This window comes from Lysinibacillus sp. OF-1, from assembly GCF_028356935.1.
Taxonomy (GTDB): Bacteria; Bacillota; Bacilli; order Bacillales_A; family Planococcaceae; genus Lysinibacillus; species Lysinibacillus fusiformis_D.
On the sequence record NZ_CP102798.1, the window covers coordinates 3301011 to 3317271 of the forward strand.

A 16261-nucleotide genomic window follows, 5' to 3' on the forward strand; every position below is an offset into this window, starting at 1 on the left:
TTAAGCTAAAAAAGGCACGCTAGATTTGTTTCTAGCATGCCCTAAACTTTGTTATCTTGCTAATTGTGCAAATACTTTATGGAAGGCATCCACTGTTTTAGCAATATGTTCTTCCGTATGTGCTGTGGAAATAAATAATCCCTCAAACTGAGAAGGTGGTAGGAAAATCCCTTCCTCTGCCATCAGGCGGAAGTATTCAGCGAATAATTGTAAATCAGATGATTTAGCAGAAGCAAAATCAATAACATCTTCATTCGTAAAGAAGAAACCAATCATAGAACCAGCACGATTAACTGTGTGCGGAATATTGTATTTTGTTGCGGCTTCACGGAAACCTGCTTCCAGCAGATCACCTAATTTTTTAAAGTAATCATACGTACTATGGTCTAAGCGTGATAACGTTTCGTAGCCGGCTGTCATCGCTAATGGATTCCCAGATAGTGTACCTGCTTGATAAATAGGGCCAGCTGGTGCTACTTGCTCCATAATCTCTTTTTTCCCAGCAAACGCTCCTACTGGCAGACCACCACCGATTACTTTTCCTAAAGTAGTTATATCAGGCGTGACATCAAAATAGCCTTGTGCACAGCCATAATCTACACGGAAACCTGTCATAACCTCATCAAAGATTAATATTGCACCGTGCTCCGTTGTAAGGGCACGTAGACCTTCTAAGAAACCTGGCTGTGGTGGTACAACCCCCATATTCCCTGCAACTGGCTCCACAATGACTGCTGCTAGCTCTGCACCAAATTTCTCGAACACCGTTTTTGCCCCTTCTAAATCGTTGTAGGCAACTGTTAACGTATTTCGAGCGATATCTGCCGGTACACCAGGGCTGTCAGGTAAGCCTAATGTGGCTACACCAGAGCCAGCCTTAATCAATAAGGAATCACCATGACCATGATAAGAGCCTTCAAATTTTAAAATCTTATCACGTCCAGTAACACCACGAGCTACACGTAAGGCAGACATAGTAGCCTCTGTTCCTGAAGAAACAAAGCGAATCATTTCCATACCTGGCAGACGATCTAAAACTAATTGAGCTAAACGATTTTCTGTATAGCTTGGCGCACCAAAGGAAGAGCCTTTTGCTGCTGTGTCAGCAATTGCTTTCACTACCTCTGGATGAGTATGGCCTAAAATCAGTGGCCCCCAAGATAATACATAATCAATATATTCGTTGCCATCAATATCTTTAATAATAGCACCGTGGCCAGATTCCATGAAAATCGGATCCATATTTACTGATTTGAATGCACGTACTGGGCTACTAACGCCACCTGGCATTAATTGAACAGCTTCAGCATAAGCTTGCTTTGATTTTTCGTAAGAACGTGTCATTTATTTCTCCTCCAACCAACGTGCAGCATCTTTTGCATGATACGTAATGATTAAATCAGAGCCTGCACGTTTCATACCTAATAATGTTTCAAGCACAACTTTTTTCTCTTCAATCCAACCATTCATAGCAGCCGCTTTAATCATTGCATATTCACCTGAAACATTATACGCAACAAGCGGTAATGGATAGTTATTTTTCATATCTCGAATAATATCTAAATAGCTAAGGGCAGGTTTTACAATTAAGAAATCTGCGCCTTCTTCGATATCTGACTCTGCCTCACGGAAAGCCTCTAAACGGTTCGATGGATCCATTTGGTAGGACTTCCGATCACCAAATTGCGGTGCACCATCTGCAGCGTCACGGAACGGACCATAGTAGCTAGATGCATATTTGACTGCATACGACATGATTGGAATATGCTCGAATCCTGCTTCATCTAGACCAGCACGGATTGCTGTAACAAAGCCATCCATCATATTAGATGGAGCAATAATATCTGCACCAGCTTTTGCTTGTGACACAGCTGTACGGGCTAACACATCTAATGAAGGGTCATTTAAAATCTGATCGCCTTCAATTAAGCCACAATGTCCATGGTCTGTAAATTCACATAAGCATGTATCGGCAATGACTAATAGCTCAGGATGACGTGCTTTAATAAGTCGTGTCGCTTCTTGAACAATGCCATGATCATGGAACGCACCTGTTCCAACAGCATCTTTTTCAGCTGGTAAACCAAATAAAATAACCGCAGGAATTCCTAATGCTACAACCTCATCAATTTCAGCTTCTAGTTTATCCAATGAAAATTGAAAAACGCCAGGCATTGAATGTACTTCATTTTTAATATTTTCGCCTTCAATTACAAAAATAGGATAGATCAGGTCCTCTTTATGTAAGTATGTTTCTTTTACCATTGATCTCATCGTTGCATTAGCACGCAAACGACGATGTCTTTGAAATTGTAGTTTTGTCATGATTTGTCCCCTACTTTCATAATTTCTTCGATAACTGCTTGCATGGTATATACACTTGGCATAATCTCCACAGTAGCACCATATTGTTCAAGAGCCGCTTCCGTAATATGACCAATGGCTGCAATACGAGTTGCTCGCCAGCCAACATGTGATGCTACATCCCTTGCATACACATCAACAGCTGATGGACTAGCAAAAATGACCGTGACATCTTGATGTTGCTCGATGCATTTGAGAATAACTGAGGTTTGATCATGTCGTTCCCTCGTTTCATAAACAGTCCACTCTTTTACTTCAAAGGGCAGTCCATCCTTCAGCGTACTTTTCGCCTTCTCTCCACGAATAAACAAACATCTCGGAAGATTACCTGCTACACTCGGAAATTCTTGGACGAAAATATCAGCACTAAATACAGAAGGCATAAAGCTCACTTGAAATCCTAGCTTTTCTAATGCTGTCGTTGTTTTTGTTCCAATGGAAGCAATTTTCCCTTGGAAGTGATCGGCATTCAAATGATGCCGCAGCATTTTACGAGCAAAAGCATCGACAGCATTTTGACTCGTAAAAATAAGCCAATCAAATTGATTCGCACAATTCAATCGTTCAGCATCATGATTGTCTAATCGTTCGCATGTTTCAATTAATGGGGCAATGATGGCATGGCCACCTAAAGCTGTTATATTGTCGACAATGGCTGTTGTCTTAGATGTCCCCGTTAAAAGGATCGTTTTACCTTTTAGAGGTAAATTACTTGGCATCTTGCTCTGCCTTTACACGTTGAATCAGTTCGAAAGCGCCCTGTTCTGTTAAAATAGCAGCCAGCTCTTCCCCAATTTTTTGTGCGTCTGTTCCTACTACTGTTTCCTTATACAAAACAGAAGCATCTGGAGCTGCGACAAGGCCAGTTAATGTCATTTCGCCCCCATTTGAAGTGGCATACCCAGCGATTGGTACCTGACAGCCACCATCCATTGCTGCCAAAAAGGCACGTTCCGCATGTGCCTCTTGCCAAGTGGATGGATCCGTTAATTTTCCTAACTCAGCTAATAGCTCCGCATCATCTCCACGACATTCAATACCAAGAGAGCCTTGCGCTACTGCTGGCAGACAATGTTCTACAGGTAAAAACTCTGTGACTACATCATCACTCCAGCCAAGACGTTTCAAACCAGCGGCTGCTAGAATAATTGCATCATATTCCTCTGTCTCCAACTTAGCTAAACGTGTATCAACATTTCCTCGAATCCATTTAATCTCGATATCTGGGCGTACTGTTAATAGCTGTGCACTGCGACGTAATGAACTTGTCCCAACTACAGCTCCCGCAGGAAGTTCTGCAAATTTAACATGACCTTTCGAAATAAAGGCATCACGTGCATCTTCACGTGGAGGAATGCAACCAATCACTAACCCTTCTGGCAACACAGCAGGCATATCTTTCATAGAATGGACAGCAAAATCAATTTCTTTATCGTAGAGGGCTTGCTCAATTTCTTTCACAAACAATCCTTTTCCCCCTACTTTTGAAAGCTGCACATCTAAAATTTGATCCCCTTTTGTTACGATCTCTTTTACTTCAAATTCGAATGGGGCACCAGCCGCTTTTAATTCATTAATGAACCAATTTGTTTGAGTTAGCGCTAGCTTACTTCTCCTAGAACCTACAATAATTTTTCTCAACAGTCTCCAACCTTTCTTCTAATACCATAAATGGAATCGCGATAAACTACTTCCTAGGAAGAAGTTCACAACAACTAATAGATAGGCATAAATATGTACCCATGCATAAGTTGTTCCTGTCAGCTTGCTTTTGCGATTCACATATAGGATAAAGCAATACAAAATTAAAATAATGAAGGACCCTATGATTTTCGAATCGAAAATCGAAAGACTCTCTAATGTTAATAGTGCCCATTCAAACCCTAATATTAAACTTATAAATAACATCGGAATCCCAATAAAAAATGAAATATTCATCCAGCTACTCGTTTGCTGTAGGGATGGTAATCTTGTCCATAAATGTGTCCACTTTTTCTTTTTCAGTAAACGATATAGAACGAGATACAAAATGGCAAACACGAATGTTAAAGTGAACGCTGCATATGACAGTATCGCAAATGATATATGAATAAAAAGCATTTCCGAAATTAATGTCTCTCCGACGGCTCCTGTAGGGCGTTTAGGCATAAATGTAAAGATACTAGCGAATAAAAATCCTAGTATATTAATAATAAACACCGGTAAGTCCACCTTCGCAATACAGTGAAGGATAATCGATAACGTCACAAGTAACCAGGAATAAAATAAAATTCCCTCGGACAAGGATAGAATCGGAAAACGCTTTGTTTCCACAAATGTTAAAATAATAATGGCACTTTGAATCACCCATACAAATGAAACAAGCCAAAAAGCAATGCGTCTTGCTCGTACTTGCTTATAAAAATAATCAGTAAAGTAAAAAACTAGACTGATCGCATACAAGACGATCATCACTTCATATAGTCTCGTCATGGTCAAATCAGCCAATAGACATCCCTTCTTTGTAGTAAAATGGTCAAGCTAGTATCTCTCAGAAAACAAAAAAACGTTTTCGTATCCTTAGTTTACCATACAGATACGAAAACGCCTCTTGTAATATCAGTAGAGAATCCAATTGCGCGAAGTACTTACGTACAACCATTTTGGCTACGCGTACACATTGGATATTTTAGAAAGAGTACTTTGGCTCAGCAGAAGTTTGAGATGCCTTTGAGCGTTCTTTACGCTCAAGATCTTGCTTTGTCATCTCCTGAACTTCAACTTCAACAGCCTCTTCTATACCAAAAATTTGTTGGAATAAACGTAACTGTTCATTTGCTTTTGGTTCATTTGCCAATTCTTTAGCTTGTAAAATTGGCTCTTTTAACAATTGATTGATAATAGATTTTGTATGTTTGCTTAAAATTTTACGTTCACGATCCGTTAAATTTGGCATTTTATTTTCGATACTAATCATCGTCTCTTCTTGAATACGATTAGCTTTTTTACGTAACGCTGAGATGACTGGTACTACACCAAGCGTTGCTACCCAATCTTTAAATTGGTCAACTTCTTTGCCAATCATATCTGTAATATCAGCAGCAGCACGTTCACGCTCTGCTAAATTCGCTTCAACAATACCTTGTAAATCATCAATATCATATAAGAAAACATTTGGTAAGTCGCCTACTCGTGGATCAATGTCACGAGGAACAGCAATATCAACCATAAACAAAGGTTTTCCTTTACGTAAACGTTCCACAAATTGCATCAGCTCATAATCAATAACAAAATCTGTTGCACCTGTTGAAGTGATTAAAATATCCGCCTCTAAGAGAGAACATTGCAATTCCTTCATTGACTTGGCTTCTCCGTGGAATTTAGCTGCTAAAGTTTCTGCTTTTTCAAATGTACGGTTGATGACAGTAACTTTTCCTACACCACTACCGTAAAGATTCTCAATAGCAAGTTCCCCCATTTTTCCTGCACCTAAAATAGCTACATGCTTACGTTGTAAAGAGCCAAAAATTTTCTTAGCTAATTCAACGGCTGCATAGGAAACAGATACTGCATTCTCACCAATCGCTGTTTCATTATGTGCACGTTTTGCAAATGTTACCGCTTGTTTAAATAGCTGATTATAAACCGTACCTGTTGTACCAATCTCTTGTCCACTTAAAAAGCTTTTTTTTACCTGCCCTAAAATTTGCGTTTCACCAAGAACCATTGAATCAATTCCAGCTGTCACTTTAAATAAATGTTCGATTGCCTCATCTTCTTCACGAATCGTTAAATACGAAGAAAATGTCTCCACAGGCAAATCAAACCATTTGGCTAAAAATTGTTTCACAAAATGACGTCCAGTATGCAATTGATCCACAACAGCATATATTTCTGTACGGTTACAAGTCGAAACAATAACGTTTTCTAAAATACTTTTTTGCTTTTGCAGCGCTTCCATTGCTTGTGGTAGTTCACTCTCAATGAATGATAACTTCTCACGTATTTCAACAGGCGCTGATTTATAATTCAAGCCTACTACGATGGTATGCATGAATAACACCTCACACGTTCTAATTCACAAATCTCATTATAGCACAGTTCGACAATAGTTCATCACTAATTTGTGAACATGTCATGAAGAACTGCAATTCGTCATCTACATTAGAATTATTATAAACTAAGTGTAACAAATTATACGTCTTGTTTCAAATTAAAAAACTGCCCCCACTGTTTGGGGGCAGTTTGCTTATTAATTTGTAATTGTAACTGTTTGTAACGCGATTATATTGCCATCTTTATCATATGCCACAAACTGGATTTCATTATTGACTTTAAAGTCCTGCATCGTTTGTACAGTTTTCGTTAACATATAAACATGATCACTACGCTTTTGTAATTCAAATTGGACATCTCCACTAATCGAATTGTAGCGTACATTCATCTTATCAACGTTTTGACAATTACCATCAACTCGAGCGCTCATTGTAAGATAGCCTTTTCGTAGCGAAACGCTTGTTTCTTCAAATAAATCTTCCGGGTTGATACAGCTTGAAGCAGGTGTTTTACATAAAATAGTATCAATTAACTTCTGGAACACTTGATGCAATTTTAGATTATCAATCGCATGGAAATATGCTCCGCCAGTTTCTGTAGACAATTGCATTAATGTGGCATCATTTACTTGTGATTTTTTGCCCATACTTACAGTGTACACTTTAACGCCTTGCTTTTTCGCCTCATTAATAACCTTCGTCATTTTGGTTTTACTTGTTTTACCGTCAGATACTACGACAATCGCTTTGGCTGTTTTTGTATCATTTGAGAATTTTGTTAGTGCGATATCAATACCAGCAAAAATATCTGTCGCACCCTTCTCTTTGGATGCTTTGTAAAGATCTTTCTTCAGCACAGCATCTGTCGTCCCTTCACCAAGAACCGTTGCTTTTGTATTCGTTTCGATGACGATATTATTTTTTGCTTTCAATTGATTGATCAGCTCAATCATTTTTTTACCACGATAATTCGTTGGATCAACTGCCTTCATAGAAGAAGAATAGTCGACTACATAGGCAATCTCTGTTGCTAACGAACATGAATTTTTACTAAAGTATGGATTAGTAAAAATATCTTTCGTTACTGTTTTATCTTTTAAACCCCTTAAAATTGTTGCATAGCGAGGATCTATTGGATTAACGAGTGTTGCCTCCACTTTTGATTTTCCATAAATAACTGAGTCAAAGTAGGCTACGGCCGTGCCTGGGCTACCTGTATTATTTAATGGATCTGAAGTATTCGTAATGAATGAAGCTGTTTTTTCCACGCCATCATACTTAATTTTAACGGTTCCTTGATAATCCGTCACAGGCTCTCCACCAGGGCGAACTAAAGTCACCATAACTTTTGTATATCGATCTTTCCCAGATGGTCTTGAGGCTGCATCGGCACTTTCTTTCAATGCATCTACACGTTTTTTGTAGGCCTCTACTTGCCCAAGTAATTTCCCGCCTTGATATTTTAATAACACCGTACGGTCATAGTTACTTAAGTTAGTGAAGATAGCATAAATTTTCATCACACTATCATAGTGCTCTAATGTTAGATTTTTTTCATCTGGCATTTCTTTCATAAGTTGAATAATGGCGCCGACCGGATTAATATTTTCAACCTGTGATGCAATATCATCATCAATCCCTTGAACGCGATAAATTGGACGACCGTCTTCCGAAATCATATACATGATTTCAGTTTTAGCAGGTGTAGTCACAGAGTCAAGCAAACGACCTTTTATTAGTTCTTCAAATAAGAAAACGGAAATATCATAGTTTTCAAATTGTAATATTGCATGTTCATACCCTAATGCTGGATATCTAGGGTCAGATCCACCATAACGCAAATAGACATTTTGTACATTCCCCAAAGCATCTGTTACATTTGTTTGCTGCCCAATACTAAATAGCTTTTTATCCCCATCATACGCAAAAGGAATTGGATCATACACATCAATTAAGTTTTGTGTGAAGAACTCTGGCAATTTTTCATAAGGGATATATGGAGGTGTCACATTGCCATTATCATCATCTGAATTTGCAGGATCATATACTTGATAATCAATACGTAATTCTGGCTGTGGTGCGTAACGAACTTCTGCATTTAGCTTCTCCCCAACAAGACATTTCATAGCTGGATCTGTATTATTCACTAGCTCAAAAGAGATAGTATCACGTACTGATTTAGTTAACGATGGTGCGATAACGATAGCTGATACAGTCGAGCCGTCAGATTGGACAGTTTTAACTGCTTCTCCAGATGTATCAACGATTGTGCCGTAAGATGACGTAACTTTGAACGTATACGATTTATCATCCGCAATCGGGTCACCATTACAAGCCTTTAGCGATACGGTCACAAGTGTAGAATCTACATCGTTCGCAATTAAATCTGGCTTTTCCACCACAATGCTTTGCAATGCATTATTAACATTGCTAGGACCAGTAAAATCATTGGAATTATCCTTTGGTACTTCAAAATCAGAACTGTTGGAGCCCATGAAACCAGGCGGTAAAGTGATACTGTCATTATCACGACCTGCTGCACTACGTTTTAATCCTTGTACAGCAAAATTGCCATTTTGAACAGCTCTATATAAAAAGGTTGCAACATCACCACGTGTTAGTTTAGTAGAAGGATTAAAACTAGCAAATGTTTTTTTGCCTGAACTACTTGTAGATAGTTCATTTGAATATAAATATTGTACAGCCTGTGGTTCATCTAAATCTAAGCCTTTAAAGGCAGCATAAATTCGAGCAAATTGGCCACGTGTAACGGCTTTTGTTCGATTAGCATTCACATTTGTACCATTAAACGGTAAATAAAAATCACTATAGAAATTATAAGCAACACTATCAATATATGATAATGCATAGTTACGATCCAGCTTAGCAAACATCAAGATAAGCTCTCGTTCCGTTACTTGTTCATATGGTAAAAAGTTATTGGCATTGTTCAAAGACATTAGGTCATTGTCAACTGCCCAAGAAATAGCCTTATAATTATTGCTATTTGTAGGAACATCTTTAATTGTTGGAGCTGCTTGCGTGACGACAGGCGTTGCTGTCATCAGTATTAGCATGAAGCAAAGCGTAGTGAGCAGTGCTTTTTTTACATAGGTCATTTTTGTTCAGTCCTTTCCTTAGTTAAAGAACAATATGTCATCACGATAGTTTTGCTTTAAGTCATCTTCTAAATATTTCAAGAAACGCTCTAGAACAACTGATGCCTCTGCACGAGTTAATGGTTTATTTGGATTAAAACGACCGGCCGAGTCGCCAATCATAAGACCAATTTCATTTGCAATATAGATGCCATCTCTTGCATAGTTTGGAATCTGGTTTTCATCTTTAAATTTCGTTATATAGCCAGGATTTGGTGCTCTATTTTCAAGGCCTAAGGCACGAACAAAAATAGTGGCAGCCTGTGCTCTTGTTATGGCACTATCTGGCTTAAAGTAATCAGCAGATACACCTTTAATTATCCCTTTGTTTAAGGCTGACTCTATATAACCATAATCTTTAACAGAACGCTTTAAATCTCTAAACACGCTTGTAGTTGCAGTCTTTTTCGATTTCTTTTCTTCAAACACACGTAAATCTACTGCTTTACCAATTGCTGTTGTAAAGTCTATGCGTTTCATCGGTGTGTTTGGAGAGAAGAAATTACTTGAATCTGAATAAATTCCTAGAGAATATAGCTTTTCAATGGCTTCTTTTGCGTAGTGATTAGTTAAATCACGGAATTTAGGAATAATAAGGCGCTCGATCGTTGGCATGTATTCTGTATCTAAATCAAGCGTACCTTTTTGTCCAGAAGATAAATCATAAGTGTATTCAGAAATAACATCCTTTTCACTTAAAACTGCATAGCCACCCTCAAAACTTCCTAAACTACCAAGGTTTTCTTCATAATTTAAAACACGTGATTTACTTGTAGACAAACGATTTTTCACATGGCTTGTCTTGCCATTACTATAGGAATAAACTGACTCTGTAATTTGTGTTTCTGTTGCTCCCCAAAAATTTTCATAGCCAGCATGTCGACTATCTGTTTCAATCGTTACTGTGTTTTGAACTGCGTTTTTTCCTTTTCCTGTTTCAAATGCATACGTTTTTCGCGAGATTACATTTCCTGAGTAATAATCAGAGGCTGCACGATTATCCGTAACCGTTCCTTGAGAAAATTGATAATCGACTAATGTATAAGTAATAGATCCAATCGTAATTTTCTCCGTATACTTTTTAACCTCACCATTGGATGTTTTTTGGCCGAGTACCGCATAATCTACTACATCAGATTCGTAGGCAATATTTCTTGTCAATGTAGCCCCATTGCTTGCCGTTAGCTTCATGCTATACGTTTCTGTTAACTTACCTTTGGATTCCTTTTGTGCAATTTTAAGATCTTTACTTGTTCCCTTAAAAATAACTGGTGTCCCTGACAGGAACACGGCTTCCTCATATGTATACTCGTTTTTTACAGCACCTGTTGTTTCTAATGAAGCAGCCGATGCATTGAACGGGATAGTAGTTCCAATTACAAAAATAACAAGAACTACCAACGTTATTTTGGATAAATATTTTTGCATTTGCTTTTCCTCTCTTTCACTGTGCATGAAGTGCATAATGAAGCTTGGTCTCATGACTAACAAAAAAAATCTGCTCGTCTATCGAATGTATTCAAGCCTATGCGAAGTACCTTCCTCTTTTCAGATCATGTATACATCGCCTTTTTGCAAATACTATTCGCATTAGACTCGCAGATTCTTTCTTTGTCTTTTATGCTAATCTACTAAAATAAAATGAGCTTTCACAAATCGATCGGATAAGACAACTAAACGATCGGATGGTTGTAAGTCAGCAGCTTGAATGACTTTTCCCGCTTTAATCAACGTCGCTTGGTCAATATTCACATTAACCATTTCACCCGCTTCATACCAACGACCATTTTGCCATTGGCTCACACTCTTGACATTTAGCACAGCAGGGTACGTAGATTTTACTGATTGTAGCTTCCCTGTCAGCATTAATGGAGCAACAGGTTTAGCATTATTTAAAATATGAAGTGCTTGTACATGCCCTTCCTTCACATAGAAGTAACCATAATCACCTTCAGATAAGTAAAGTTCAATATCCGGCATAACACTATATGTTTTATTGCCATCATCCACTAAAGCTTTTGTGGAATTACTTACTGACAGTACTGTACGTTCAGTTTTCTTGAAAACATTCGATTCAATTTTCATCGCATCGTCAATCTCAATTAAATAACCATCTGCTTGAGCTAAGCGTCCATAATATAATTCATGACCAGCTAAGTTAGGTGATATAAAGCTATCACTTGTCACTTGTACAACCTGTGCATAATGATCACGAGCAGCACCGTCTGTAATGACAAAAGCAGTACCATACGCCATCAGCCCAGTAGGTTCAATTAAACGCCCATTCCGAATTAAAATGGTACCATTATGGAAGTACATTGAGCCCGCTGTTTTTAGTTTCAACAGTTTATAATCTGTATCTACAGAAAGCATTGGCTCATAATACGTTCGCTCATTATTTTTCAATACTACAATCTTCTCAATGACTTCTTTCCCAAATTGTTTAACTGTCGCATAGTATGCTTCACTACCTATATAATTTTTCAGTTGACCTTTCTCTACTTTCGTATTGCCAACATATATTGGCACCTTGGATGTAAAAGACATTGTCGAAAGGTCATTTGTTGTTTGTGAGCCAAATTGCCAATTCACAAAGGCATGTTGGTTTTTCACGGTTAATTTATTAGCATTTGGATTGACCGCTTGTATTTCGCCTTTGTATAAGTTTTCCACTAGAGTACCTGTTTCACTAATGGCTACTTTCGTCACCACAGAGGTATTTTTATTTTTAAAACTTAATTTAACTCGATCTCCAACATATAACGCACTAATATCTGTTGCTGAAGAGCCTTTTTGATAATTGGTTTCTTTGTTTATATAGTAGGTTGTTTCTGCACCAACATCTGGTTTTACCATAATAAATAATCCATTTGGATCAATACTCGTTACGACACCAGCCGACGTTTTAACGCTACCTCCAGTTGATGTTCCATTCGTTTCTATTGGTGTATTAGATGTACCACGAAGCTCTACAACACTTCTTAAGGATATTTCAGCTTCCACTGCCATGCCCATTTTAAAGCCCTCAATAGTCGTAGACGTATTATTAATTGATAAACGAGTGTTCTTATTAATATTGAATGTGACTGTTCGTCCACGATCATTTTGCAATGTCACTTTGCTAAGCTGCTTTTCTATCGTACCATCTGGCTTTGTATATTCTGAATACGTTACATCGACAAAGGTCCCCGTCACCAATTGGGCTGCTTTTGCAGGTTGGCTAAAGGAAAAACCAATAACCATCAGTAACATCAGCATTAGTATGTATGAATACTTTCTCAAAAATCCTGCCTCCTTACTAAATATTAGTAATAGTATATCGTATTATTGGTAGTTTTTCTTATTCGAAAAGTTACATTTTAGAAGTTTCAAACATTCTTAAAAGTAAAGGTAGCTTTCAACTTCAAGCTACCTTGCCTGCATTACACTTGAATATCTATTGTATGTCCGGCTGTTGGATGTGGAGCATCTAACATTTCAACTAATTGTTCTGTGTTTTGTTGCTGCATATCCATAGCCTGTTTCGTAACAGCTAAAGATACATTTTGCATAAGTGTCGCTTGATTCATTGCCATTGATAAAGCTGCGATATCCATCTAGTCCACCTCCTATCTCATTTATCGGACAAATTGTTTAATCATCAAGCGTTTTCCCCAATTTTCTACTTATCTTACTGGTAAAAAGACAAAAAACATCTACTGTCCTAACGACTAGACACAATAGATGTTTTTACATTACATTTTATTTTCAATTGTTTCCCAAACTTCTTCAAAGCCAAGACCCGTTTCCGAAGAAAAGACAATAAGTGGATCACTTTTCTCCAGTTCCAATGTCTCTTTGACAATTTTTTTATGTTTATCCCATTTACCTTTTGGGATTTTATCTGCCTTCGTTGCAATAACAATACAAGGAATATTGTAGTGCTTTAAAAAATCATACATCATGCGATCATCTGCTGTTGGTGGGTGACGCAAATCTATAATTTGTACAACCGCTTTTAATTCCTGGCGCCCTGTAAAGTAACGCTCAATCATTTTTCCCCAAGCTTCGCGTTCAGACTTAGAAACCTTTGCATATCCATAACCCGGAACATCCACAAAAAATAATTGTTCTTCGATTTTATAAAAGTTAAGGGTTTGTGTTTTACCAGGCTTCGAAGAAATCCGCGCTAAAGCTTTACGTCCAATCATTCGATTAATGAAGGAAGATTTCCCTACATTCGAACGACCAGCTAATGCAAATTCTGGCAGTCCATCTTCTGGATATTGGTCTGGCCTTACCGCACTAATGACCATTTCGACATTATGGACTTTCATTTTTCTAAAAACCTCCGTCCAGTGCATAGGCTAATACTTCATCAGCCGACGACACTAGTTTAAATGTTAGTTGCTCACGCACACTGTCAGGAATATCTTCTATGTCACGTTCATTATCTTTTGGACAAATAATCGTTGTTAAGCCTGCACGGTGAGCACTTAATGTTTTTTCTTTTAGACCGCCAATTGGCAATACACGGCCGCGTAACGTAATTTCACCAGTCATACCTACCTCACGGCGAATCGGACGATGTAGAATCGCTGAGACAATAGCTGTTGCCATTGTAATACCAGCGGATGGTCCATCTTTTGGTACAGCCCCTTCTGGCACATGGATATGAATATCATGATTATCAAAATATTCTGCATCCACATTAAGTTGTTCCATTTTCGTACGAACATAGGATAATGCTGTCTGAGCAGATTCCTTCATGACTTCACCAAGTTTACCAGTTAGCTGTAACTTCCCTTTACCTGGTGTTAAGGATACTTCAATTTGAAGTGTATCTCCACCGACTGTTGTATAAGCAAGCCCTGTAGCGACTCCCACTTGATTTTCCTTTTCAGCCTGTCCATAACGGAAGCGATGTTTACCAAGTAATTCTTGTACAGACTTTGAGCTAACTGTTACTCGTTTTTTCTCACCAGATACAATTACTTTGGCGATTTTACGACAAAGTGTAGCAATTTGCCGTTCTAAACCACGAACGCCTGCCTCACGTGTATAATAACGTATAATGTCGAGGACTGCTTCATCCTTCATTACCACTTGTGTTTTTTTCAAGCCATGTTCTTTAAGTTGCTTTGGTATTAAGTGGTTTTTCGTTATTTGCGCTTTTTCAATTTCTGTATAACCTGCAATGGAAATCACTTCCATACGATCTAACAATGGTCCTGGAATACTGCTTAAATCATTGGCTGTTGCAATAAATAATACATTCGATAAATCATACGGTTCCTCAATATAATGATCACTAAATGTATTGTTTTGCGCAGGATCTAAAACCTCTAGCATTGCTGCTGCTGGGTCCCCTCTAAAATCATTCGACATTTTATCAATTTCATCCAATAAAAATACCGGATTAATGGTACCCGCTTTTTTCATTCCTTGAATGATACGTCCTGGCATTGCGCCTACATACGTTCGTCGATGTCCGCGAATTTCAGATTCATCACGCACGCCACCTAATGAAATACGAATAAACTTACGATCTAAGCTCTCCGCAATAGAGCGAGCTAACGATGTTTTCCCCACACCTGGTGGTCCTGCCAAGCATAAAATAGGTCCTCTAAGCGAATTTTTCAGCTGACGCACAGCTAAATACTCCAAAACTCGTTCTTTGACTTTTTCTAATCCATCATGATCTCGATTTAAAATATTCTCAGCATGGGCAATATTCATGCGATCTTCTGTTGAATTTGTCCATGGTAATGAGATGAGCCAATCGATGTAATTGCGAATAACGCCGCTTTCTGCACTGGCACTTGGTATTTTTTCATATCGATCTAATTCTTTCAGTGCCGCCTCTTTTGTTGACTCTGGCATACCCGCTTCGTCAATACGCTTACGCAATTCCGCTACTTCTCCAGTCTTCCCTTCGCGGTCTCCCAGCTCTGTTTGAATAGCTTTCATTTGCTCACGCAAATAATATTCCTTCTGCGTACGCTCCATTGATTGCTTTACTTTAGAATTAATTTTCTTTTCTAAATCTAACACTTCTTGTTCATCGTGCAAACGAATAATTAAGTGATCTAATCGTTTTTTTACATTCAGCATTTCCAATACTTCTTGCTTATCCGCAATCTTAAATGGTAAATGAGAAGCAATGATATCTGCTAAACGGCCAGGCTCTTCAATATCTGTTACAGTGTTGATGGTTTCAGTCGTAATCTTATTGGAGGATTTTGCATATTTTTCAAAATACGTCATTAATGTACGCATCAATGCCTGCGTTTCTACATCTTTATCTATTGACTCCTCTTTTACGTCAACATCCACAACAGTATACTTCTCTAACGCACGGTAGTTATTCCAGGTAGCACGCGATACCCCTTCTACTAGTATACGCAATGTGCCATTTGGTAATTTTAGCATTTGTTTAACAAAAGCCATCGTACCAACTGCATACAAATCTTGCTCTTCTGGCTGTTCATCGTGCATTTCTTTTTGTGTCACCAATAAAATCATTTGGTCCTCTAACATCGCCTGCTCTAGCGCCGCTACAGAACGATTTCTACCCACATCAATATGTAACACCATCGATGGGTATACTAAAAGTCCACGTAAAGGCAATAATGGTACATTTGTTGTTTTTTGTATTGTCACCATGCGGGCATTCACCTCCGTCAAAATTTTCATGTTCACATCCCGCGCTACTAGTATGTGTTT

Annotated in this window: 12 protein-coding genes; all 12 read right to left on the reverse strand. The window is 38.2% G+C overall.

The features are described 5' to 3' along the window. Positions 1-51: 51 nt before the first annotated feature. Positions 52-1344, reverse strand: coding sequence for a glutamate-1-semialdehyde 2,1-aminomutase (gene hemL / locus NV349_RS16210; protein WP_058844884.1), 1293 nt, complete (start codon positions 1342-1344; stop codon positions 52-54). Beyond that, positions 1345-2325 carry a porphobilinogen synthase gene (hemB, locus tag NV349_RS16215; protein ID WP_036123992.1) on the reverse strand — a complete coding sequence of 327 codons (981 nt, stop codon included), beginning with the start codon at positions 2323-2325 and terminating at the stop codon, positions 1345-1347. Then, positions 2322-3083, reverse strand: coding sequence for a uroporphyrinogen-III synthase (locus NV349_RS16220; protein ID WP_271910604.1), 762 nt, complete (start codon positions 3081-3083; stop codon positions 2322-2324). The genes hemB and NV349_RS16220 overlap by 4 nt, the downstream gene beginning before the upstream one ends. Next, on the reverse strand, positions 3073-4005 hold the full coding sequence (gene hemC, locus NV349_RS16225; protein ID WP_058844882.1) for a hydroxymethylbilane synthase: 933 nt from the start codon (positions 4003-4005) through the stop codon (positions 3073-3075). Before hemC ends, NV349_RS16220 begins: the two co-directional genes overlap by 11 nt. A gap of 18 nt (positions 4006-4023) precedes the next feature. Then, positions 4024-4851, reverse strand: a complete 828-nt coding sequence (locus NV349_RS16230) for a cytochrome C assembly family protein (RefSeq protein WP_036123979.1) — start codon at positions 4849-4851, stop codon at positions 4024-4026. 181 nt (positions 4852-5032) lie between these two features. Further along, on the reverse strand, positions 5033-6397 hold the full coding sequence (hemA, locus tag NV349_RS16235; protein ID WP_271910605.1) for a glutamyl-tRNA reductase: 1365 nt from the start codon (positions 6395-6397) through the stop codon (positions 5033-5035). A 198-nt stretch (positions 6398-6595) separates the two neighbouring features. After that, positions 6596-9517 carry a vWA domain-containing protein gene (locus tag NV349_RS16240; protein WP_271910607.1) on the reverse strand — a complete coding sequence of 974 codons (2922 nt, stop codon included), beginning with the start codon at positions 9515-9517 and terminating at the stop codon, positions 6596-6598. Between the two features lie 18 nt (positions 9518-9535). After that, entirely contained in the window at positions 9536-10984 is a 1449-nt protein-coding gene (locus NV349_RS16245) for an S-layer homology domain-containing protein (RefSeq protein WP_036123969.1), read from the reverse strand. A 195-nt stretch (positions 10985-11179) separates the two neighbouring features. Beyond that, on the reverse strand, positions 11180-12838 hold the full coding sequence (locus tag NV349_RS16250; protein WP_271910609.1) for a hypothetical protein: 1659 nt from the start codon (positions 12836-12838) through the stop codon (positions 11180-11182). 140 nt (positions 12839-12978) lie between these two features. After that, entirely contained in the window at positions 12979-13152 is a 174-nt protein-coding gene (locus NV349_RS16255) for a YjfB family protein (protein WP_082673761.1), read from the reverse strand. Positions 13153-13290: 138 nt separating this feature from the next. Then, a complete protein-coding gene (gene yihA / locus NV349_RS16260; RefSeq protein ID WP_036123963.1) occupies positions 13291-13872 on the reverse strand; it encodes a ribosome biogenesis GTP-binding protein YihA/YsxC in 582 nt (193 codons plus the stop codon). A 4-nt stretch (positions 13873-13876) separates the two neighbouring features. Further along, positions 13877-16201: an endopeptidase La gene (lon, locus tag NV349_RS16265; protein ID WP_058844880.1), complete on the reverse strand. Its 2325-nt coding sequence runs from the start codon at positions 16199-16201 to the stop codon at positions 13877-13879. Positions 16202-16261 lie beyond the last annotated feature (60 nt).